This window comes from Winogradskyella sp. SM1960 (genome assembly GCF_020179375.1).
GTDB classification, from domain to species: Bacteria; Bacteroidota; Bacteroidia; order Flavobacteriales; family Flavobacteriaceae; genus Winogradskyella; species Winogradskyella marina.
In genome coordinates this window covers 413,970-436,612 of the sequence record NZ_JAICBG010000002.1, presented here as the reverse complement: position 1 = coordinate 436,612, position 22,643 = coordinate 413,970, and the positions used below count along the sequence as shown (strand labels likewise).

Below are 22,643 nucleotides of genomic sequence, written 5' to 3'. Positions count from 1 at the left end.
CATAAAGCCATAGGATAAAACAGTCTAAAGTTTAAAAATCAAATTAAATAAGTCTCGTCTATTTTGTAGAGTTGCCTTATGACGAGTGGCGGTTTGTACTCTTCGTAAGAAGATACATTTTTATCTAAACCTTCAAAAAGGTTGATGTAAGTATATATAAATGAAGCTACAAATTGTTGTTGTTCAAAAGTAAGTTTGTCAAAATTTAGTTTTAATTCATCTTGACCATCAATGACTAACTGTTCGTCATTACAACAATTTTTCTTGGTTATAGAGCAACCTTCTGTAGAAGGTTTTTCCATTTCCATTCCGCAACCTTTTGCTTTATTGAATATAGCAGTTTCCACTAAAGTATCGCCACAATAATGCATATTCATAGTAAATGACATTGTAGAAAATAACACTACAAAAGCCATTAATAAGGACATTATTTTATGTAATACTTGCTTCATACTTATTGCAAAGGTATAAAATTTTAACAACTATTGATTTTGTTTAACAGAAGTTTAGTGGATTAACGCCATTCCATCCGTTGTAATCTTACTGCATTTAAAATAGCCAATAATGCCACTCCTACATCTGCAAATACCGCTTCCCACATTGTTGCCAAGCCACCTGCACCCAAAATTAGAACAACAACTTTTACTCCAAATGCTAAAATGATATTCTGCCAAACAATTTTGCGGGTGGAACGACTTATTTTAATGGCTCTCACTACTTTTGAAGGTTGGTCAGTTTGAATAATAACATCTGCGGTTTCTATTGCGACATCACTACCTAAACCACCCATCGCAATACCAACGTTACTCGCTGCTAAAACTGGTGCATCGTTGATGCCATCGCCAATAAAGGCTATTTTGTTTTCTGGGTTTTTCTTTAATGTTTCAACTTCATTCAATTTATCTTCTGGTAATAATCCACCTTTAGCACTTTTAATATTTAACTCTTTAGCGACTTGTTGAGTAATGGAATCTTTATCACCTGAAAGCATCATAATATTTTTAATGCCTACTTTTTGTAAATTAACAATTGTTTCTTTGGCATCTTCTTTCAATTCATCTGCAATGACCACGTACCCTGCAAATTGATTATCAATTGCAACTAATACAATAGATTCTACAATAGATACCGTTTCCGATGGAACATTAATGTTATTCGTAGTCATTAAGGCTTTATTACCTACTAAAACTGTTTTACCATTTACAATGCCTTTTAATCCTTTACCTGCAATTTCAGAAACGTCTTGTGCTTCAAAATCTTCTCCTTCTGCTTTATACTCTAAAATTGCTTTAGCGATTGGATGAGTAGATTGTTCTTCCATTGCCATTAGGTATTTCATAAATTCGGCTTCTTCCCAACCAATTGCTTTAACCTCTTTTATTTTGAATACACCTTTGGTAACCGTTCCTGTTTTGTCCATTACCAAGGTGTTTATTTTCGTCATTGCATCGAGGAAAGATGCGCCTTTAAATAAAATTCCATTTTTAGAAGCTGCGCCTAATCCACCAAAATAACCCAACGGAATCGAAATGACCAACGCACAAGGACAAGATATTACCAAGAAAATTAAGGCTCTATATAACCAATCTCTAAACACATAATCATCTACAAAAAAGTAAGGAATGAATGTTACACCTATAGCTAAAAACACCACTATTGGTGTATATATACGTGCAAACTGTCTGATAAATAATTCTGTTTTAGATTTACGTGCTGTTGCATTTTGAACCAAATCTAATATTCTGGCAATAGAACTATCTTCAAATTTGTTGGTTACTTCAACTTCAATAACACTTTCTAAATTAATACTGCCTGCGTAAACTTTTGCTTCTTTCTGTATGGAATCAGGTTTACTCTCGCCTGTTAAAGCTGCGGTATTTAATGATGCTTTTTCAGATAATAAAACACCATCCAATGGAATCTTTTCACCAACACGAATTTGAATTTTCTCTCCAATGTTTACATCTTCTGGCGAAACACTTTTATAATCACCTTCACGAAACACATTGGCTTCTTTCGGTCTAACATCCAATAATGCTTTTATATTTCCTTTTGCTCTATTGACTGCTGCATTTTGAAACAATTCGCCAACTGCATAAAATAACATTACCGCAACACCTTCGGGATATTCGCCAATGATAAATGCTCCAATTGTAGCGATTGACATTAAGAAAAATTCTGTGAAAACATCGCCTTTTGTAATACTTTTCCATCCTTCTTTTACCACAGGAAAACCAACAGGAATATAGGCTATGCCATACCAAATAATTCTTATCCAGTCTTTAAAGAATGTAACATTAAAATAATCTAAAGCAATACCAGCAATGAGCATTGTAAAACTTACTATTGCTGGAATGTATGCTTTAAAATTGTTCGGTTCACTTCCGTGATTATGTCCATCATCGTGACTATGTTCATTTTCTGAATGTGCCTTTAGGTCTTTTAAATTTAGTTTCTTTTTTTTCATTGATTCTTAAATTTATTTCAAAGATGCCTTAAAATCAACTGCAATGGAAGTGCATTTTTAGCTACTACATTTATCACAAATACCTTTTACAACCAAGTTGACGTTTTCAGACACAAAACCATCTGGTACTTTTATTTGAGGGATTTTATGGTCTGTTAAGCAAATAGTTTTATTGCAATTAATACAATGGAAATGCAAGTGTAAATCGGTTTCAATTTCACAATTACATCCTTTTTCACAGAGCGCATATTTTGTAATTCCCGTACCATCATCTATTTGATGGACTATTCCTTTATCTTCAAATGTTTTTACAGTTCTGTATAAAGTCGTTCTATCTGCCTTTTCAAAAGCATTTTCAATATCACTTAAAGTAACAGCGACCTCTTTTTCTGCAAGAAACTTATATATAAGCAAACGCATTGCTGTTATGCGAATATCTTTTGACTCTAATACTTCTTCTATTGTGTTCATAATTAATGTGCGTGTTCTGCTTCCCCTTTTTTCATTTCTGCGTTAAGGTAATACGCATTATTATATGCGAATTGCGTGTTAATTTCCACGTTTTCAACGAATTGAATTGAAACCCAAAGACCATCTTTAGTGCCTATAACTACTTCGATAGGTTTAAAGCTCCAATCGTCATTTTCTTTTTCTACTGAAAACACATAATATCTATCGCCTTCTTTTATAACGGCACTTTCTGGTAATGCTTTTGTTTCTGTATTTTCAACTTGAATTTTACCTTGAATATACATTCCAGGAATTAAATTGCCTTTTTTGTTTTCTATTTCTGCGTGTACGTGAACTGCTTTTGGATTGTCCTCAAACGTTTTGCTAACAGAATAAATTTCTGCGGTAAGTTCTGTATTTGGAATTGATTGTACTGTAAAGTTTACTTTTTGACCTTTCTGTACTTTATATACATCTTTTTCAAAAACCATTAAATCTGCGTGAACGTGATGCGTATTTACAATTTCAAATAATTCGGTTTGAGGTTCTACATATTGTCCTGTTTTTACTTCAACTTTTTGCACAAAACCCTCTATTGGACTTCGCAAGGCAATACGTTGTGCAATTGTGCCATTACGAACAGAAGAGGTATTGATATTTAATATTTTTAATTGTGCTTCGAGACCATTTACCATTGCTATTGAGGCATCATATTCTGCTTCTGCCTTTTGAAAATTAGCACCAGAACCTACACCTGCTTCATATAACTTTTGTTGACGTTCATAATTCTTTTTCAAAAAATTACTATTACTATAAGCGTTTAAGTAATCGGTTTGCGCTTGTATAATATTTGGATGTGATAGATAAGCCACTACTTGACCTTTATTGACTTTATCTCCTTCAATAACTTCAATTGAAACGACATTTGCACCAACAACTGTAGTTATGGCTGCTTCGTTTTGTGGTGGTACTTCTAACGTTCCATTTGCTTCTACATAACCACTCATATTGCGCAATGCAAGTGTATCGATTTTCATTTTTAACGCATCGAATTGTTGTTGTGAAAGCATTACTTCTTCGCTTTCATTATTTGCTTCATTAACTTCTGTGTTTTGTTCTTCATCGTGGGAATGACCATCATTTTCGTTATGGCTTTCTTTATTTCCGCAAGCTGACACAAAAATGGTTAACACCATTACGATAAGGATTTTATATGTTTTACTTTTCATTGTCTTATTGATTAAAATATTGTAGTTGAAATGTGCTTTCTAAATAATTTACTAATGTTGTTTGTGCTTCCAATTCTGATTGAATGGCTTCTTTAATCAACTGCGTAAATGCAGTATAATCAATTTCGCCTTCTCTATATGCTAGTAATGCACCTGTTTTTTGCTCTTTTGTTAATGGCAATACTTGGTCTTTGTAAAACTCCCAAGATGTTTTCCATTTGATATAATTTTCTTTAGCCTGAACAAACCTTGATTTTATTGCTTGTTTTTTGAACGCTACATTGGTTTCGGCTATTTCTTTATCAATTCTGGCACTTTTAACTTGAGCTTTGTTAGAACCTGATAAAAACGGAATGGAAATTCCTGCTTGATACGTGTAAAATCCTGAATTACCATTTACTTTTTGTAAACCACCTTGAAAATTGAACTTTGGCAAATTATCTGTTTTTGCAGCTTTGTATTTGGCTTCAGCTTCATCTACAATATTCTGTGACATACTGTAAAGCGGATGGCTTTCAACATCAAACGTTTTCATCTCCATATCTACAGTTACATCAAATTCATCTGAAACTGTAAAAATTTCTTCTGATACCAACCACAAATTGAATTGCTGTAAGGCAATAAGATAATCACTATAGGCTTGTACTTTTTTATTTTGAATTTGAAACGCTTGATTTTTTGCTGCTGAATATTCTAATTTAGAAATGGCTTCGACTTCATAATTTAAAGCTACTGCTTGTTCAAATTTGGAATAAATGGAATCTAATTCTTTATACAAATGATAGTTTCGCTTCATTTGATAGCATTTTGACCAAGCCTTTTTTACTTCTAATTCTAATTCCAATTCGGAAAGTTGAAAGGCTTTTTGAGCCAATAGTATCCGTTGTTCTTGTAGCTTCTTTTTAGAACCAATACCAAATACATCAATATTAGATTGACCAACACCAATGGTTGTATAAATGCCATTACCATTATCAATTTCTTCTCCACCAGTAAAAATTTGAGTAGTACCAAAATCATAGGCAGTCGCTTTTAATTGTTCTTGTTTAGTGATTTCCAATTGCTGTTGTTTGAGCATTGGATAATTACTTTTTGAGAGTTTTATAGCTTCCTGTAATGAAATTTCGGGAATTGTATCGTTTATCTCTTGTGCATTACTTTGTGTTGTAAAACCGAATAGTAATAATACCATAGCAGACGCTGTTACTAACTTTTTATTCGGTTTAAACCTAAATGATTTATTTTCTACCCAATGGTATAAAATAGGTAACACAAATAGTGTTAGTAAAGTTGAAGTTAATAACCCACCAATTACCACAGTAGCCAATGGACGTTGTACTTCTGCACCTGCTGATGATGAAATCGCCATTGGTAGAAAGCCTAATACATCTGTAAAAGCGGTTAGCATAATAGGCCTGATTCTTCGTTTAGTACCTTCAACAATTCTATCTTTTAGATTGGTAACACCTTCTTCCTTTAATTCGTTGAGGCCACTTATCATTACTAAACCATTTAATACCGCAACACCAAATAACACAATAAAACCAACACCTGCCGAAATACTAAATGGCATATCACGCAACCATAAGGCTACTACACCACCAATAGTTGCCATTGGAATGGCTATATAAATCATTAAGGTTTGTGGTAAGGACTTTAAAGCAAAGTAAATCAATATAAAAATGAGCAACAATGCAATAGGTACAACGGTTTGTAAACGGTTGCTGGCACGTTCCAGATTTTCAAATGCACCACCATATCGAATAAAATAACCTGATGGTAATTCCAATTGTGCATCTAATTTTGATTTTATTTCAGTTACCAAAGATTTTACATCACGACCTCTTACATTAATGCCAACATAGGTTCTTCTATTGGTATTGTCTCTACTGATTTGCATTGGTCCTGCTTTGTAGCTTATATCAGCAATTTCACGTAACGGAATTTGAGTACCAGAAGGTAAATTAATGTACAGGTTTTGAACATCTGAAATATCTTTTCGGTTTTGAGAACTTAAACGCACCACTAAATCGAAGCGTTTTTCACCTTCAAAAATCACACCTGCTGTACCACCTGCAAATGCAGATTGTACGGTTTGATTCAGTGTATTTATTTGAAGTCCGTATTGTGCCAATTTGTTCCTATTGTAATTAATGGTCATTTGTGGCAAACCTGTTGTGGCTTCCGCTTTCATATCTCCAATACCTTCTGTACCTGCAATAATTTTAGATATTTCTTCGGCTTTTTGGGATAAGATGTCAATTTCTTCACCATAGAGTTTTATGGCAATATCTTCACGAACACCTTCAAGTAACTCATTAAAACGCATTTCAATAGGTTGGGTAAACTCATAATTAACACCAGGAACGATTTCAACCGCTTCTTTTATTTTCTCAATCAATTCATCCTTTGTTTCTGCTGATGTCCATTCGCTTTTAGGTTTCAGAATCACAAAAACATCTGCTAAATCCATTGGCATTGGGTCGGTTGGTATTTCGGCAACGCCTATACGACTGACTATTTTTTCGACTTCTGGAAATTTGGCTTTTACTATTTGTTCTATTTTGGTAGTGGTCTCAATAGTTTCTGTAAGTGAACTACCTGGTTTTAAAATAGCGTGAAATGCAATATCACCTTCATCGAGTTGTGGGATAAACTCGCCACCCATTCTTGAAAACATAAAAACCGTTATCCCGAACAGCACAACTGCAATACCAATTACCCATTTACCTTTTCGCAATGCTCTAACCAATAAAGGTTGGTATTTATCTTCAACCCAATGCACAAATCGGTCTCCATAGGATTTTTTATCATTTATAGGTGCTCTTAAAACTAAAGCAGACATCATTGGTACATACGTTAAACAAAGTACCATTGCACCAATCATAGCGAAAATAAAGGTCAGTGCCATTGGTTTAAACATCTTTCCTTCTATACCTTGTAAGGCTAAAATGGGTAGAAAAACAATAAGGATAATCAACTGTCCAAAAAACGCAGCATTCATCATCTTTTTTGAAGCATTAGAAGCAACTTTATCTCGTTCTTTGGATGTTAGTTGTTTCTTTTTTAGTACTTGTGATGCAATTAGAAATACTGTACTTTCTACAATAATTACAGCTCCATCTACAATAATTCCGAAATCTATTGCACCCAAACTCATTAAGTTTACCCAAACATCAAAAACGTTCATTAAGATAAAAGCAAACAATAAGGATAATGGTATGGTTGAAGCGACAATTAAACCACCTCGCCAATTACCCAATAAGAAGATAAGGACAAAAATTACTATTAATGCACCTTCGATAAGATTTGTGGTTACAGTAGAAGTTGTTTCTGCTATTAACTTACTTCGGTCTAACAAAGGTTCGATGATTACACCTTCTGGTAATGACTTTTCTATTTGAGCCATTCGCTCTTTTACATTTGCGATAACATCATTGGAATTAGCACCTTTTAGCATCATCACCAAACCACCTACAACTTCGCCTTCACCATCTTGGGTTAATGCACCATAACGTATTGCAGAACCGAATTGTACCGTAGCAATATCTCCAATAGTTACGGGAATATTATTAATATTCTTGACTGTGATTTTTTTAATGTCATCTAAACTGCGTACCAGGCCTTCACCACGAATAAAATTTGCCTGATGGTTTTTTTCAATATATGCACCACCTGTGTTTTGATTATTGGCTTCAAGTGCATTAAACACATCGGTAATGGTTAAACCAATAGCGTTTAAATCGTTTGGGTCAACCGCTACTTCGTATTGTTTAATTTTCCCACCTATTGCGTTTACCTCAACCACACCTTCTACCATTGCCATTTGACGCTGTACAATCCAATCTTGTATTGAGCGTAAATCTGCAATGTTGTATTTGTCTTTATACTCTGGTGCTACTTTTAAGGTGTATTGATAAATCTCACCTAAACCTGTGGAAATAGGACCCATAGTCGGTTCTCCAAAACCAGCAGGAATTTGTTCTTTGACTTCGTTTAGTTTTTCGGCTACTAATTGGCGTGGTAGATAAGTTCCCATATCATCATCAAACACAATGGTAACCACAGATAAGCCAAAACGTGAAATAGAACGAATTTCCTGAACATCGGGAAGATTGCTCATTGCCACCTCAATAGGATAGGTTACAATCTGTTCAATATCTTCTGTACCTAAATTGGGTGCTTGCGTAATAACCTGTACTTGGTTGTTAGTAATGTCTGGAACAGCATCGATTGGTACTTTGGTCATACTCCAAATACCTGCTCCAATTATGGTAAGCGTAAGCAAACCAATAATGAATTTGTTATTGATTGAAAAATCAATGATTTTATTAATCATATAAAATGTATTAATTCAGTTAAACTATTCGATACAATTCTGATATAAGAAATAGAATTACACGAAATGATAAGAACCTTTTAGGTTCAAAATTGGATATAGTTATCCTTTAAAAAAACTGAATTATACTTTAGGGGGTTGGAAAAGTGATTCCAAATATCTGGAAGTGAAGTCTACTTTATGTAAATTATACTGTTTTTTCTCTTCAAATTTTAGTTGCTTGGTTAAAGCCAAATTATTGTTCGCAATAATTAATACCAAAGGGTGACAACACTGATTATGGGAATGGACTGGTGTATTCTCCTTATCTGGGTTATGATGATGTTCTTCATTTTTAGCATCGCTGTCAATGTAGTCTTCAACTAAATATTCAAAGAAAGAGTCGCCATAAACTTTATGGTTTTGATAATGGGTAATTACATTTGAAATTTCTTTAATTGGGCCACAAAAGTCCATATCTATGCTTATCCCTTGAAAAAAGAATAAAATAGACATTGATATGGAAACAATTATTTTCATATAATTTAGACAAATATACAAATTAATCAATGCACAAGTTGTGCAAATAAATTGATTGGTAAATTATAAAAACCATAAAGCATTTTTTGCATTATCTGGAACACCATTATTAAAGCGTGGTGCTATTTGTGCAACCATTTCAGGATATTTTATGGTAATTGGTACATTTTGTTGTCGTAGTGATTTCCAGTATAGTCTGCTAAACTGATATACTTGCGTTAATAATTCTAATACTACATTTGCATCTTCAAAAGCATCTTCATCTGGACTGCTTATTTTAATTTTTATTGGAAATGGATAACCATCTGTATCTGCATAGCGTTGTGAATTGGGATAACGTGCGTTGTTAAACAACAGAAATTGGTTTTCACTAATACGTATGTATGTACCACTAACTGGCATTAATTTTTTATTCCAATTAAGGTCGTAAGCAATAATATCTTCTGCTTCTGTTTTATTGATGTTGAGAATGTATAAAGGCACTTTTAAGCCTAATGAATGCATCCCACTTATAATGGGTTTTAACTCTTCGTAACTCATTTCCTTGTAAAAATGAATGACCACTTTATCTGCTTCTGCAACCGATGTAAAATCTCTAATAGCTTTACAGATACTACCTGCTAACAGGTCTGTTTCTGTTTGGTCGAAATATTCAAACTTTCTAAATAAGCCATTATTTTGAAAACTAAAGGCACTTGCTATATAACGCCTATTCTCGCCTTGATTGGTAAATGCGCCAACACCAATTACTAATTCTTTTTTGTCGGTTACTGCCAACTTCCAAGGTGCACCGCCTAATTTAGCGTGTATCGCCAATGCCATATTTTGTAACGAAAATTGAAAATTGTATTGGTTTTCGATATTCTCAACCATCTTATGATAATCTACAACTTGGGTTACTATGCCTTCGTTTAAGAACAGTTCTTTGATTTGAATATAGATGTCGCGGTCTTCTGCATTTGGCGTAAACTTATCAAAAGGACTTAAATAAAATGCTGCATAGCGAACAGTATCGTGGTCGAAAGATAATTTTTCTAATTGCTCTGTAATTTCTGGTATTGGGTCGTTTTGGTTAGTGAACTCAATGAAATGTTCTTTAGAAGTTGCAGCCTTAATATTTACGTAATCTTCAATCCCTTTGAAATACTTTTTTTGAGAGGTAACACCAGATTTAAGGTTGTTATAAAAGGATTTAATGGCTTCTTTATGAGAGGTATGGTACACAAAGAAAAACTTAATGTTCTGATTATTTGGTCTCTTATAAGGATTTAGGTTATTCATTGCCAATTTAGGCACTAAATGCGTTTTTTTATTGCCAAATTGGTCTTTGCCAAATTCCAGCAAACCCAATTGTGGGTCTATATGATTTATACGGTTACGTGGTACATCTATAAACGCATCTTCTTTAAATGGGAAAATGGCTTTAAAATCTTCTTTGAATAGATAATTGGTTGCAAAATTATTAATAAGTGCTACATACTTTTGATATTTATTGGCTGGTCTTACTGGTTCTTCAATAGGAATATCTAATGCTCTGGCTAACGGTAAACTAAAAATTGGAAATGCCTTGTCAAATTCTATAGCATTATAAAATTCTTCCTTTTCTTCTGTGTCAAGGTCCATTTGATAGTTAATTGTCTTTTGACCATATACACAACGCCTAATTAACTCTGTATCCTCAATACCCTTAACAGAAGTATTAAGGACTTTTGATGTACCATCATACGATACGATAAGTTCTGGTAAGTCGGTTAACTTTGCAAATTGTATTTTGAATGAAAACTTATAATACAAATTATAATGCTCTGTATTGCCTTTTATAGAAGGCATCCACACTTGTACATCGCCTACAAAGTTTTTGACAACTATATAATCTTTTGATTGAAAATAATTTCTTAATTGGTGTTTAAGGAATTGTTTGTAAATGCGTAGTTCTCTACCATTAACCAAATTAATTTTTATGCTTGGTGCATTCGGTATTTTATTGGTATAGGTGGTATATATTTGGTCTGTTTGTGATAGGTCTATATCTGGAAACGCCTCTTTAATCTGCCTTGAAAACTTTGATTTATGGATTGGGTGACTGCCTTCTATATCTTCTAAAGAAAAGAAAAATGTAGGTGCGCTATTAGGCCATTTAAAGTTAAGTATGTTGGTTTTGAGGTGTTCCATAGAAATGTCTTTAGTAGTTACATAAACCCTATTTAAATTGTTCTGTTATTAATAATCCTTTTTCAATTACAGTAGCAACATCATTGCTGTTTTTTGCTTGTGCATTTAGAGAGCCTAAAACTTTTAAGCCTTCTTCTGTTTGGTAATCTATATTTTGCTTAAAGAAAATTTCAATAGCCTGTTCAATTCTATTCTTTAAAATTGTGAGTTCCTTTTGTGGGTTACCTTTTTCTTCCGCTCTCGTTAAGGAATAATACTCACCTTTTTTGGGTGTTTTAATTCTCCCATCAAACTTGTGTGCTCTATTTAAAAATGCTTCTAAACGCATTGCTTTTATTTCTTCTGTTACCATATTTATTTAGTTTTACCAATCTTACTAATTTTTTCTTCAGCTATTTTGAGGATTTCCGTACGCTCTTTTTCATTTTTGAGCATCAATACAATTTGTTCAGACATCCATAGCTTAATTAATTCGTTTTCGTCTTCTTTCAATGTTTTTGCAAAAGCGACCACTTGTTCGCGTCTTGCCATACGATTTCCTCGCTCTATTTTGCTTAAATAGGCTACATCCATATTTAGGTTTGCAGCCATTTCACGTAGAAGCATATTGCGCTTTTCGCGTAATGAACGTATGTATTCTCCAAACTCCATAATAGAATTATTTAGACTTGTCAATATTTGTCTAATTTAAGAAAAGGAAAGAAAGAAGTAAGAAAAAGATATAAACAGTTATTAACAGCAAATGAGGAAGTTAAGGATTTGAGGAAATCGTTTAACTCATATCCTTTAATCCTTAAAATCCTTAATTACTCTTTTGTAGTATTTGAATATACATTGTGAGCTTCTCGATGTATTAATCCAGCCTCTACAAATTTGGTAATGTAACCTTCTGCTGTTTTATGAGGTATGCTCTGTTTGGTTGCCAAGTCTAAATAGTCTTGTCGATTAAACTGCTTTGGCAAATGCTCTAAAAAGCGTTCTTTTCTATTTAACCGCTTCGTGGTTTTTTGCTCAATAGGTAAATCGTTGAACACTTTACTACTATGCTTAACTAAAATTGAAATAATGGTTAAAGCATTTTCAAAGTCCACATCTTCACATTCTTTAGTAGCATTAACATCGCCATCTTCCATAATGCGAAAAACGGTAAATAGTATCATTATTCTAAATGCAATTAATCCTAATCGTCTAATGGTTGCAATATACTCTTCGGGTTGCAGGTTAATGTATTTGGTCTGTAATGATTCGAAAAATATATTGAATTGCTCTTGTTGTGATTTGGATAGTTGTACTTCAATCTCTGGATTGTTTTTAAGTGTTTTATACAAGCCTAAAAACTCATTACCTAATTGATTATAGTAATCATCTAAACTTATATTATTGTTATTTTGAAATACATTTTTCCAAGTTGGTTTTATATTCATATAATAGAACATAAAACGACTAAATAAACCATTTTCTGCATTAGGAATTAAGGTTGCTACTTGTTTTGGTGTGCCAGACAATACAGTAGATAAACACGGTTTTTCAATATCTACATATTCTCTATCAGTTCTGCGATAATAGCTTATAGTTTCGTGATGAAAGGCTTTACGAAATCCATCGGAATAATTACCATAATCGCTTTTAAAGGCTTGTGCTAACGTGTCGCCTTCGGTTTCAAAAATCAATCCTCTACCTTCATTATCTGATATTAATTGATAGACTCCTGTTACACTATTATTAGCAGGAATAAAGAGCATTCGTTCTGGTGGTTTGCTTGGTTTCTCTAAATTTTCATCTTTTCCTTTATTCATATTATAAGTAGCTGTTTCCGTTTGGAATTGCTGCTTTAATACTTTGGCTTGTTCTCTTTTTAATTTATGCACAGGGTCTACCAAATTTTTAATTTGGTTAAGTCTGCCTTTACCTGCAGAAGCAGGTGCAGTTACGAATAAGTATAAATTACCATACACTTTACGCTGGTCATAGATTCCAAATAATTTTGGGAAGCAGGCACTAAAAGCTGTTAAAGCACCCAATAATAAAATGTCCTTTTCCTCTTGACTGCTTGCAGGATTTACAACTTGTTGTAAAAATTGTGGAAGCGAATTATATACCTTTTCTGGAATAGTAGGCATAGATTCTTGTTGCTTTCCCTCTTTTTGTTCTGCTATTATCGTTTCGTTTTTTGGTACTCTTATACCTGCTTGGTGTGCGTGATGATAAAAGGTTGCAATTGTGATTCCGTGTCCTTTTGCTTTTAGACATTTATTAAATTGCTCGTCACATTCTTTAGTTTCATAACCTACATAGGCTTTACTAATTCTATGATAATAATCTCTACCTATTTCTCCATATTCTTCAGCTAATGCGAAACCTAAATCACGCCAAATAGCATAATTGCCAGTTATATCAATACCAGCCTGTTCAATAGCAGTTATGTAGGATTCTATATCGTTATTAGCAACAGCAACAACGTGAGTTGTTGCCTTGTTGCTTGTTGGTTGTTGTTGCTCTTTTGGAACTTCTAACCATTCTTTTGGATTAAATATTTTGCTCATAATGCTTGATGTCTTTTATGTAAAAAGGCTGTTGGGTCGTATGGTAAAAAACACGCTCTGGAAACGTCTTTACCTGACTGGTCAACCTCAATGTTATAGGTGTGTTTAATGTAATTTGCTACTGCTGTAAAGTATTCTGAATGTGATGTTTCGGAAATATCTATCCGAATAATCCATTTTAAACCATCGCCAGATGGCGAAATAAATAGCATTTCGGTTTCAAAGTATTCATCGTTTAATAATTGTTCCTTAAACTTTGGAATATTTTCTAAATGGTCGAAATCAATTGTTAGCAAATTGGAATGTTGTAACAATTTTTTATCGTTACGTTTTTCAAATGTTCCTGAAAAGGTGACGTAATCAAAGCGATTCGCTTTGAATTTACGTGCCTCTTTTACATCTGTTATTGCTCTTAACTCTTCGGTAATCGCTTTGTATTTATCACTTGTGATTAATGCAAATATTTGATGCAGTCGCATTGTTTCCGCAGGAAATACATTGCGAACAGGTGCTTTGAAAAAGCTACAGTAAGCATACCAGGTATTGTCTGGTTCGTTAAACCATTCTAATTCGTCGTTTTCCTTGATTTCTAAATTTAGATGTAGTGCTTCATTTATTTTCTGCAATAATTCTGCTTCATCAATGGTTTTAAAATGATATTGTGCAAATTCAAATACATCACCTTTAAAAGTTTCAATTTCGGTATCTCTATGGGTTGCAATCACTCCATCAATATGAATCCGTAAAGTTTCTTTTCCACCATTAAATGGGTTACGAGTTATCCCGCAGTCCCTTCCTTTTACGGAAAGGACTGTTGTATCAGGATAATACTGTCTTAACACGTAGGCATAAATCTTTAAACCATAATGTGTTTTATCTAAAATTGCTTCTCTACTTATCTCCATTGTACTTGAAATTATGGTTGTAGTAGTTGTCTTGAAGCAATTGCTCTATGTCAGCAACTTTGTAATAGAACTTGCCTTTTATTTTACTGTAAGGCAATATTCCGTTAGTTCTAAAAGTTTGTAAAGTTCGCTTACTAATGTGTAAGGTCTGCAATACATCTTGATTGTCTATCCACGCATCTTTTAATACTTCTGCTCTCGATTGTCGTAACAATTCGATACGTGTTTTTAAGTCCTTTATTTCTTGAGAGAGTGCCAAGAGTAAATCGATTATTTCTGTCATAACTTTACCGCTCCTTTCTTAATTAGGTAATCGGCAGCTTGCTGTTCGATTTCGTCTTGTGAGTCCACACGGTTACTTAACAACCATTGTTCTAACTCTACACGATTAAAATAAATTTTCTTACCATTCGGTTTGTAATGTGGAATGGTTCCGGTACTTGTAAGTTTGTATAAATGGGATTGTGATAATTCCAAAAACCTACACGCTTCGTTAAAGCTCAATACGTTTTTTACAATAATGTTTCTGTCTAAAACGTGTTCTTCAATAATTTTGAGACGTTCTAATATTTCGTCCATAACTAATAATTTTAATATAGTAAATGGACATCTGGCCAAATGTCATTCTTGTATTTCAAGAACAGGACAAAGGTTTAAAATTGGCTCGCCGATTTTAGTAAGAGTGTAAAACAAGGGTAAGACAACAGTAAGGTTTCTTACTATTCTTACTGTTTTTTATTGCAGTTGTTGGATGATTTTATCTATTTCTTCCTTTTCTTTTGGATTGTGCACTTTGTTTTTATGAAGATTATTTGCTTTAAGTGGTGTATTTGTTTTGGTTATAAATTTTCCAGAACGCTCAATTGCTGTAGGATTAAAACCATTGAAAAATGGTTTTAGCTTTGTTACCAAGTAACTAAACTGTGTTGTTTCGCATTGAAGATAGATTTGCGATTCTGTATCTTTAAAATCTTTTGCTATTAATAGCTTGTGTAACTGTTCAACTGTTGTTCGGTTATCTAATACATCTATTTTTAAATTTAGTAGCTTTAGTACAGTTAATAAGGTTGAGGTGTCTTTGTTTTTATAACCAAATGAGGTTTTTGGTTTCGCTGTAACTTTCGGTGCTTTTTTAGTAACTGTTTTATTACTGTTCGTTTTTTCTATTTGGTTAACATCAAACGTGGTGTCATTAAAATACTTTTCAGCTATTTCTAAAATTGTGAAGTTTGTGTTTTCTGAAAATTGTCCATATTGTTCTTGCAGTTCAGTATATAATCGTATTACAGAAACTTTTAAGTAGTTTATGATATAATTATCATCGTCACTTAAATCTGCTGTTATTCCTCTTTCATCTATAAAACTTGCAATGTCATTTAAGTACTTGTCAAATTTATTAAGTAGAATAGTAAAGCTGTATTTATTTTCTGGAATTGTAGCATTTTTAGGAAATTCTATTTCAAATGATACTAATGTCTTTTCCGTTTCATTATATATTAGCTTTTGGTAGTATTCTTTTTTAGCATTTAAAGGCTTTTTAAAGTTTACTTTAAAAACTGCTTTATTAGCTTTTGGATTCATTTTAAAATCAGACAACAAGTATTTAAAATCCTTTTCCCGTCTATTATCTCTATGTAAGCCATTGGTTATAGAAACCAAACTTGAAAATATACTTGCTTTCATTATAAATCCAGTTGAATACGGTTAGCAGCTTCTTTCTTTTTATCGTCAATTACTTTGGCATATATCTGTGTTGTTCTTAACTCTTTATGACCTAATAATTTTGATACAGTATATATGTCTGTTCCTAAAGTAAGCTGTAAAGTAGCGTAAGTATGGCGCGCACAATGGAACGTGATATTCTTTGTAATACCTGCTTTCATCATCCATTGTTGTAATTTTAAGTTAGACCAGGCACTATAATGTAAACCATCAAAAACTTTTTCTTCAAGTTTACCTTCATCGCCTAACAACTTTCTTGCTTGTTCTGATATTGGTAAGGTTTCTACACCTTTGGTTTTCTTTTGCCTAAATCGGATATAATATCCCATTTCTTTTGAGTGCTGGATTTCTGACCATATTAGTTTTTCAATATCAGACCAACGCAATCCGGTTAAAGCTGAAAAAATAAAGGCATTTTTTAGAATAGGTAGTTCGCATTCTGTATTTACTGCTTTTTGCAATTCATCAAGTGTTAAAAACTCTCGTTGAGGTTCACCTTGTTTAAAATACTCTACACCATTAGCAGGATTTACTTTTAAAATACCATCTTTAACAGCTTGTTTAAGTGCTGCCGAAAATTTACCATAATATGAATATTTAGAATTTTGAGACAGTTTTTTACCTGCTCTACCTATTGCATCTTTATCTAAATACTCTTTGAAACGCTCAACAAACGATTTGTCTATATCTTGAAAACTAACATCAGTTGGACAAAAGGTTTTTAAATGTTTTAGCATACTATTCCAATTCCCATAATTGCCAGAGCTTGTATTTTTCTTTTCTGCTAAAGCTGTAATGTAAGTAATAAAACTACCCTTCAGCTTTTCAATATCTTGAAAGCCATAGATACCATTTTGAATTTCAATTTGTCGCTGTGCACAAATAGTTTCTGCAAGTTGCTTGGTTTTCGTGTTAACTTCTCTTTCGGTTTTGGTTTTAGGATTAACCGTAAGATATAAACGTAAATATTCTGTTTTGCGTTTACCCTTATGATAGTAATCTAAATACAAACTTATTTTGTCGTTCTTCTTGCGTTGTCTCAATGTTACTTTCATAGGATGCTAATTAAAAAGGTTTTCTATTTGCCACCTGGCTACAATACGTTTTCTGCCAAAAGGGACCGCTTTTAAACGTCCTTGTTGAATCATTCTTTGAATGGTCCATCTACTAACACCAATAAGTTGTGAGGCTTCTGTAACGCTTAAAAAATCCTTATTGTTTACAGCATTGGGATTGTGAACCTCAACCACTTCATTTTTTTGCTTCATATCCGCATCAAGAGTAGCTTGGATTTTGTCTTTGCGTTTTCTGGCCTTATAGGCTTTTTTAGCGCAAGTATCGCCACAGTATTTAGTTACTGTTGTACGTGCTGTAAACGCATTTCCGCAATGCTTACAAGTTTTTGGGATGTATAAATTACTGCTCATAAATGGTGCTTTATGTAGCGTTATGGTGCAACGTGGTGCGTTATGGTGCATCATTTCGCCAATATCTTCGCCAACAGAAATGGGCAACAAAACCGAATTTAAGGCAACAGATATACAACAAATTTAATCAAAAAAGAGTAAATAAACAACAAATAAAAGAAGATAAAAACTTATAAAGTCAACAATAACAATGGATTAACAAATAAAAGAAAGTAAGTTACTTCCCGATACAAAAATTAGCAAAAATATTCCCTAATAAATCATCATTAGTAATCTCTCCAGTGATCTCACCAAAGTGATACAAGGCCTGACGAATATCAATAGCTAATAAATCGCCTGAAAGATCAGACTCTAAACCGCGTTGCACTTTTTGGATTTCTTCAAAAGCTTTTAAAAGGGCATCATAATGGCGTGAATTGGTCACAATAGTTTCGTTATTTCTGAGGGCTCCTGTATTAATTAAATTAAGAAGTGAATTGGTTAACGCTTCTACTCCAAAACCTGTTTTTGCTGAAATAGGAATTACGTTTGAACTGTGTGGCTCTAAGTCGGTTCTTAAATTAGCGAGTTCAGTATCTGTAATCTGATCTATCTTATTCAAAATGACTAAAAGTTCCTTTTGTGGAAATTTGTTCTTTATTTTTTCAATTTCAATTTTAAAGGTTTCTACGGCTTCACTGCTAACGGTCAGTTGTGGACTACCAATTAAAAACATCACCACTTGGGCTTGTTCTATTTTTTCAAACGTCTTTTTAATCCCAATACTCTCAACAACATCTTTAGTATCTCTAATACCTGCCGTATCTATAAACCGAAAACCAACACCTCCAATAGATATCTCATCTTCAATAGTGTCCCTTGTGGTTCCTGCAATTTCAGAAACTATGGCTCTGTCTTCGTTTAATAAGGCATTTAATAAGGTGGACTTTCCAACATTAGGCTCACCAACAATAGCAACCGGAATACCATTTTTAATCACATTTCCAACCGCAAAAGAATCAATTAAGCGTTTCAACACAAAGGTAATACGCTCTACAAGGTCTTTAAACTGGGTTCTGTCGGCAAATTCCACATCTTCTTCAGCAAAGTCGAGTTCTAATTCTATTAACGATGCAAAGTTTAGTAGTTCTTCACGCAGCTTCGCAATTTCAGAAGAAAAGCCACCACGCATTTGCTGCATCGCTATTTGATGCGACGCTTCATTATCACTAGAAATTAAATCGGCTACAGCTTCAGCCTGACTTAAATCGAGCTTTCCATTTAAAAACGCTCGTAAGGTAAACTCACCAGCCGTTGCCATTCTACAACCTTGTCTTAAAAATAACTGAATTATTTCCTGTTGAATATAAGACGAGCCATGGCAAGAAATTTCCACTACATTTTCGCCAGTATACGAATTTGGGTCTTTAAAAACAGACACCAAAACCTCATCAATCGTTCGCTTGTCTTCAACAATATGACCTAAATGAATGGTATGTGTGGCTTGTTGATTTAAGTCTTTACCAGAAACGGACTTAAAGGATTTTGAAGCTATCGAAATGGCTTCTTGTCCAGATAATCGAATTACCGCAATGGCACCACTACCTGAAGGTGTTGCTAAAGCTACAATGGTATCGTTATGCATATCTTATATCTTTGATGCAAAAGTATTGTAAATTATGGGATTCACAGATTAAGCGTAGTAACTTTTAACTAAATTAGTATTCGTCTAGAATTTAATCCTTTGTTTTTATATTTGTAATTCTATAATCAATTAAGAATTTCACAAAAAAAATAGAGCTATGAAAAACGTATTAATCTTCACGTTTATTGGACTGTTGTTTATAGGCTGTAAACCTGAAGAAAAACGAACAGATTACATTATTAACGGTAAAGCAGAAGGAGTCTATAATGGTGTGCGATCATATCTAAAAACGGTTCAAAAAAATGGGTTCGAGCGCACTATTGATACAGCCATTGTTGTTGATGAAAAGTTCACCTTTACCGGAAAAGTACCTTATCCTACACGCTCTTCAATTTCTATAAACTCGGTAAATGGCAAGTTCAATTTTATGCTCGAAAATAGTGTAATTGATATCACAATTAACAAAGCAAACATCACACAATCTGAAATTACCGGATCCTCATCCCAAAACGATTACGAACGCTATCAAGAAGCGTTCTCAGCCACACATAATGAAACAGTAAGCTTACGGATGCAACTAAGAAACAACAGGTCTAACCGAGCTTTAGCGATGCGAGACTCTATAACAAGGTTAGCTCAATTGGCTCAAAAGAAACTTCAAGAGTTTCCGCTTAATTTTATAAAAAATAATAAAAGCAGTTTTTACAGTCTTGCTGTAATTGAAACAGAATCGGCTAAAAATAATGCCAATATAGATGAATTGTTCACGGCTTTTAACAACCTTGATTCTGAACTAAAAACATCGCCAAAAGGGGTCTCACTAAAAGTAGAATTAGAGAATCTCTTAGCTGCCTATAAGAAAAAGGCACCTGTTAATATTGGACAAATAGCACCAAACTTTACAGCTCCAACACCAGATGGAAATACAGTTAGCCTAGATGACATTAAAGGGAAAGTAACAATTATAGATTTTTGGGCAGCATGGTGTGGTCCTTGCCGTAGAGAAAATCCAAATGTGGTTAAAATTTATAATAAATATCACGATCAAGGATTAGAAATCATTGGTGTGTCTTTAGATGGATCGCGCGCTCAGAAAAACCCAAAGCAAACGTGGATAAATGCTATAGAAAAAGACAAACTTACTTGGACACAAGTATCTAACTTGCAGTATTTTCAAGATCCTGTGGCACAGCTGTACAACATAAGGGCTATTCCTGCTACATTTATTTTAGATGCTGAAGGTAAAATTGTAGCTAAGAATCTTAGAGGATACGCATTGGAAGCAAAGGTGAAGGAGTTATTAGATCAGTAAAATAATTGTATCATAACACGTTAGTATTTAAGATAAAAAAAAAGCCTATACAGTAGTTGTAAAGGCTTTTTTAATTTCGGATGTATTCTATTTAGCAGCACTAAACCTTATCCAACTGAGGTATTGACACAGCTGTCAATTCTTCTTTATAAAATTGAAGTTCTTTTTGTATGGTATCATAATTTAAAGATAAAGCTGTTGCAAACAAATCTTGATAATAACCAATACCATCAAATAGATGGCTTTTAAATGCCGTCCATTTTCTAATTTGTTTAGCCGTTAAATCTTCAGAAATTGTGGCGATTTCATTTTTTAAATAATCCACATACATTTTCAATTCTTTTACAAACATATTTGGACGATCTGTATTTGAAAGCACCGTAGTATTTCCGTTAATATGCTGCATCATTTGAGACAATGATACTTCTTTATCAAAATAAGCCATATTGGGTCCTGGACAAATAACAACACCTTGCTCCTGACCTTTAATTTCAATTTCGTTTTCCAAATAAGACGCATTTGCCAAACCAACACAAAGACATGCTTTTTCGGTTATTTTAGCTTTTGCATTTTCAAAAGCACTCGGCGATACATCATCTTTTTTAGCTTCTAATTCTTGTAACTTAACATCTTGGTATTTTTTTGATGCGGTACAAATCCCTTCGGCACCAAACTCCTTACTTAATGCCAAAAATTTCTTAGGACAAGCACTGCCTGCTTTATTATTTGCAATACGTTTTTGTTTATGAAACTCGTTCGTCGTTCCTCTTAAGGTATTAAATGGCACACCTAAAGGCGAAATTCCACTTAAATACAAATCCGTTTCTTTGGCTTTACTTAATAAATCTCGTGTGTGTTGATCTACAGATGTCGCCTCTGGAACTAATAAAAACGGTGTTCCCCAACCAACGGAATCAACGTTATAATTATTGAGTAAAAAAGCATGCTCTTCTGCTGTACCAACACCTCCTTGAACCGTAATTTTTAATTCTAAAGGTTGCTCAGGAACAACAAATTCTTTTTGACTTAATCCTTTTACATACACATCAAATGTGTCTTGTATTAATTCAGATTTCTTCGTTTTAAACTCTTCCAAAATCGGACCTAATAAAAAGCCTTCAGTAGCAAAAGCATGACCACCACAGTTTAAACCAGATTCTATTCTATATTCTGAAACCCAAAGTCCTTTTTTAGCTAAAAACTTGCCTTGAATAGTTGCCGAACGGTAATCACTAACTTTTAAAATGATTTTCTTTTTCAACTGACCATTCGCGTCTGGAAAAAAGTCCTTAAAGTTTTCAAAGTAACTGTATAATCTAGGATTCATTCCTGCAGAAAGTACAACCGACGAACTTAAATTACTATTCGCAAAACCACGCAGTGATGCATGCGCATCATTGAATTCCGTTGGTAATTGATCACCTTTAACAAAGTTATCTTTATCGACTTTCGTCATGATATTAACATCAATGTCACCAGCTCTTAAATGTGTTTCGAGGTAATTTTTAACGGTATCCTTAAATGCGATACCTTCTTGTAATAAATTGGAAAGCCCTTCCTTAAAATCCGAAGTATGTGGTAACGTCGCTATAAAATTTTCTAAAGCTATCTTATTTTCGGAAAGTTCTGTTTTAAATTTCGAAAATTTATCTTTAACAATGGTATCTGCTAAATTTAAATATGATGTGATGCGTTCTGCACGATAATCTTGTGCTTTCTTTGTGATTTCTTGATAAGGTAAGTTGAATTTTTTACTGTAAAAAGCATTCATTTTTTCTATAAGTTCATCGTCTATAATTGAGACTACAGACGAAATACCATATTGCGCCACTCGGATTGGACTATCAATAGTATATGCTAAACCCATAACCGGAATATGAAAACTATGGAGTGATTTTGTTAAAGCCATCTTCTATTTTTTTTGTTTAAAAATT

At 33.4% G+C, this 22,643-nt stretch carries 19 protein-coding genes; 1 reads left to right on the top strand and 18 read right to left on the bottom strand.

Annotated elements, in window-relative coordinates; translation table 11 throughout:
* Positions 1-38: 38 nt before the first annotated feature.
* The 17 genes from K1X16_RS07890 to mnmE all read right to left on the bottom strand — a co-directional run bounded on the left by K1X16_RS07890 (position 39) and on the right by mnmE (position 19,397).
* Positions 39-452 carry an HYC_CC_PP family protein gene (locus tag K1X16_RS07890; RefSeq protein WP_225035684.1) on the bottom strand — a complete coding sequence of 138 codons (414 nt, stop codon included), beginning with the start codon at positions 450-452 and terminating at the stop codon, positions 39-41.
* Between the two features lie 62 nt (positions 453-514).
* On the bottom strand, positions 515-2,467 hold the full coding sequence (locus K1X16_RS07885) for a heavy metal translocating P-type ATPase (RefSeq protein WP_225035683.1): 1,953 nt from the start codon (positions 2,465-2,467) through the stop codon (positions 515-517).
* Between the two features lie 57 nt (positions 2,468-2,524).
* On the bottom strand, positions 2,525-2,938 hold the full coding sequence (locus tag K1X16_RS07880; RefSeq protein WP_195872699.1) for a Fur family transcriptional regulator: 414 nt from the start codon (positions 2,936-2,938) through the stop codon (positions 2,525-2,527).
* Between the two features lie 2 nt (positions 2,939-2,940).
* Positions 2,941-4,146 (bottom strand): efflux RND transporter periplasmic adaptor subunit, encoded by a 1,206-nt coding sequence (locus tag K1X16_RS07875; protein ID WP_195872700.1) that lies wholly within the window; start codon positions 4,144-4,146, stop codon positions 2,941-2,943.
* Positions 4,147-4,150: 4 nt separating this feature from the next.
* A complete protein-coding gene (locus K1X16_RS07870; RefSeq protein ID WP_225035682.1) occupies positions 4,151-8,485 on the bottom strand; it encodes a CusA/CzcA family heavy metal efflux RND transporter in 4,335 nt (1,444 codons plus the stop codon).
* Positions 8,486-8,608: 123 nt separating this feature from the next.
* Positions 8,609-9,004 carry a hypothetical protein gene (locus K1X16_RS07865; protein ID WP_225035681.1) on the bottom strand — a complete coding sequence of 132 codons (396 nt, stop codon included), beginning with the start codon at positions 9,002-9,004 and terminating at the stop codon, positions 8,609-8,611.
* A gap of 63 nt (positions 9,005-9,067) precedes the next feature.
* Positions 9,068-11,176, bottom strand: a complete 2,109-nt coding sequence (locus K1X16_RS07860; RefSeq protein WP_225035680.1) for a Piwi domain-containing protein — start codon at positions 11,174-11,176, stop codon at positions 9,068-9,070.
* Between the two features lie 28 nt (positions 11,177-11,204).
* Positions 11,205-11,528: a hypothetical protein gene (locus K1X16_RS07855; protein WP_225035679.1), complete on the bottom strand. Its 324-nt coding sequence runs from the start codon at positions 11,526-11,528 to the stop codon at positions 11,205-11,207.
* Positions 11,529-11,530: 2 nt separating this feature from the next.
* Positions 11,531-11,827: a helix-turn-helix domain-containing protein gene (locus K1X16_RS07850; protein ID WP_225035678.1), complete on the bottom strand. Its 297-nt coding sequence runs from the start codon at positions 11,825-11,827 to the stop codon at positions 11,531-11,533.
* A gap of 155 nt (positions 11,828-11,982) precedes the next feature.
* Positions 11,983-13,719, bottom strand: a complete 1,737-nt coding sequence (locus K1X16_RS07845; protein WP_225035677.1) for a DUF3987 domain-containing protein — start codon at positions 13,717-13,719, stop codon at positions 11,983-11,985.
* Entirely contained in the window at positions 13,716-14,624 is a 909-nt protein-coding gene (locus K1X16_RS07840) for a BT4734/BF3469 family protein (RefSeq protein WP_225035676.1), read from the bottom strand. Before K1X16_RS07840 ends, K1X16_RS07845 begins: the two co-directional genes overlap by 4 nt.
* Positions 14,611-14,907 (bottom strand): helix-turn-helix domain-containing protein, encoded by a 297-nt coding sequence (locus K1X16_RS07835; protein ID WP_225035675.1) that lies wholly within the window; start codon positions 14,905-14,907, stop codon positions 14,611-14,613. The genes K1X16_RS07840 and K1X16_RS07835 overlap by 14 nt, the downstream gene beginning before the upstream one ends.
* Entirely contained in the window at positions 14,904-15,203 is a 300-nt protein-coding gene (locus K1X16_RS07830) for a helix-turn-helix domain-containing protein (protein WP_195872709.1), read from the bottom strand. Before K1X16_RS07830 ends, K1X16_RS07835 begins: the two co-directional genes overlap by 4 nt.
* Positions 15,204-15,359: 156 nt before the next feature.
* A complete protein-coding gene (locus tag K1X16_RS07825) occupies positions 15,360-16,307 on the bottom strand; it encodes a DUF6617 family protein (protein WP_225035674.1) in 948 nt (315 codons plus the stop codon).
* Positions 16,307-17,401 (bottom strand): site-specific integrase, encoded by a 1,095-nt coding sequence (locus tag K1X16_RS07820; RefSeq protein WP_225035673.1) that lies wholly within the window; start codon positions 17,399-17,401, stop codon positions 16,307-16,309. Before K1X16_RS07820 ends, K1X16_RS07825 begins: the two co-directional genes overlap by 1 nt.
* Positions 17,402-17,407: 6 nt before the next feature.
* Positions 17,408-17,860 carry a helix-turn-helix domain-containing protein gene (locus tag K1X16_RS07815; RefSeq protein ID WP_225035672.1) on the bottom strand — a complete coding sequence of 151 codons (453 nt, stop codon included), beginning with the start codon at positions 17,858-17,860 and terminating at the stop codon, positions 17,408-17,410.
* A 130-nt stretch (positions 17,861-17,990) separates the two neighbouring features.
* Positions 17,991-19,397: a tRNA uridine-5-carboxymethylaminomethyl(34) synthesis GTPase MnmE gene (gene mnmE / locus K1X16_RS07810; protein WP_225035671.1), complete on the bottom strand. Its 1,407-nt coding sequence runs from the start codon at positions 19,395-19,397 to the stop codon at positions 17,991-17,993.
* A gap of 157 nt (positions 19,398-19,554) precedes the next feature.
* On the opposite strand from mnmE, the gene K1X16_RS07805 reads away from it, so the two are divergent.
* Positions 19,555-20,709, top strand: a complete 1,155-nt coding sequence (locus K1X16_RS07805; RefSeq protein WP_225035670.1) for a TlpA disulfide reductase family protein — start codon at positions 19,555-19,557, stop codon at positions 20,707-20,709.
* A gap of 100 nt (positions 20,710-20,809) precedes the next feature.
* Here the strand turns inward: K1X16_RS07805 and K1X16_RS07800 are convergent, their stop codons facing one another.
* Positions 20,810-22,618, bottom strand: a complete 1,809-nt coding sequence (locus K1X16_RS07800; protein ID WP_225035669.1) for a hypothetical protein — start codon at positions 22,616-22,618, stop codon at positions 20,810-20,812.
* Between the last annotated feature and the right edge of the window lie 25 nt (positions 22,619-22,643).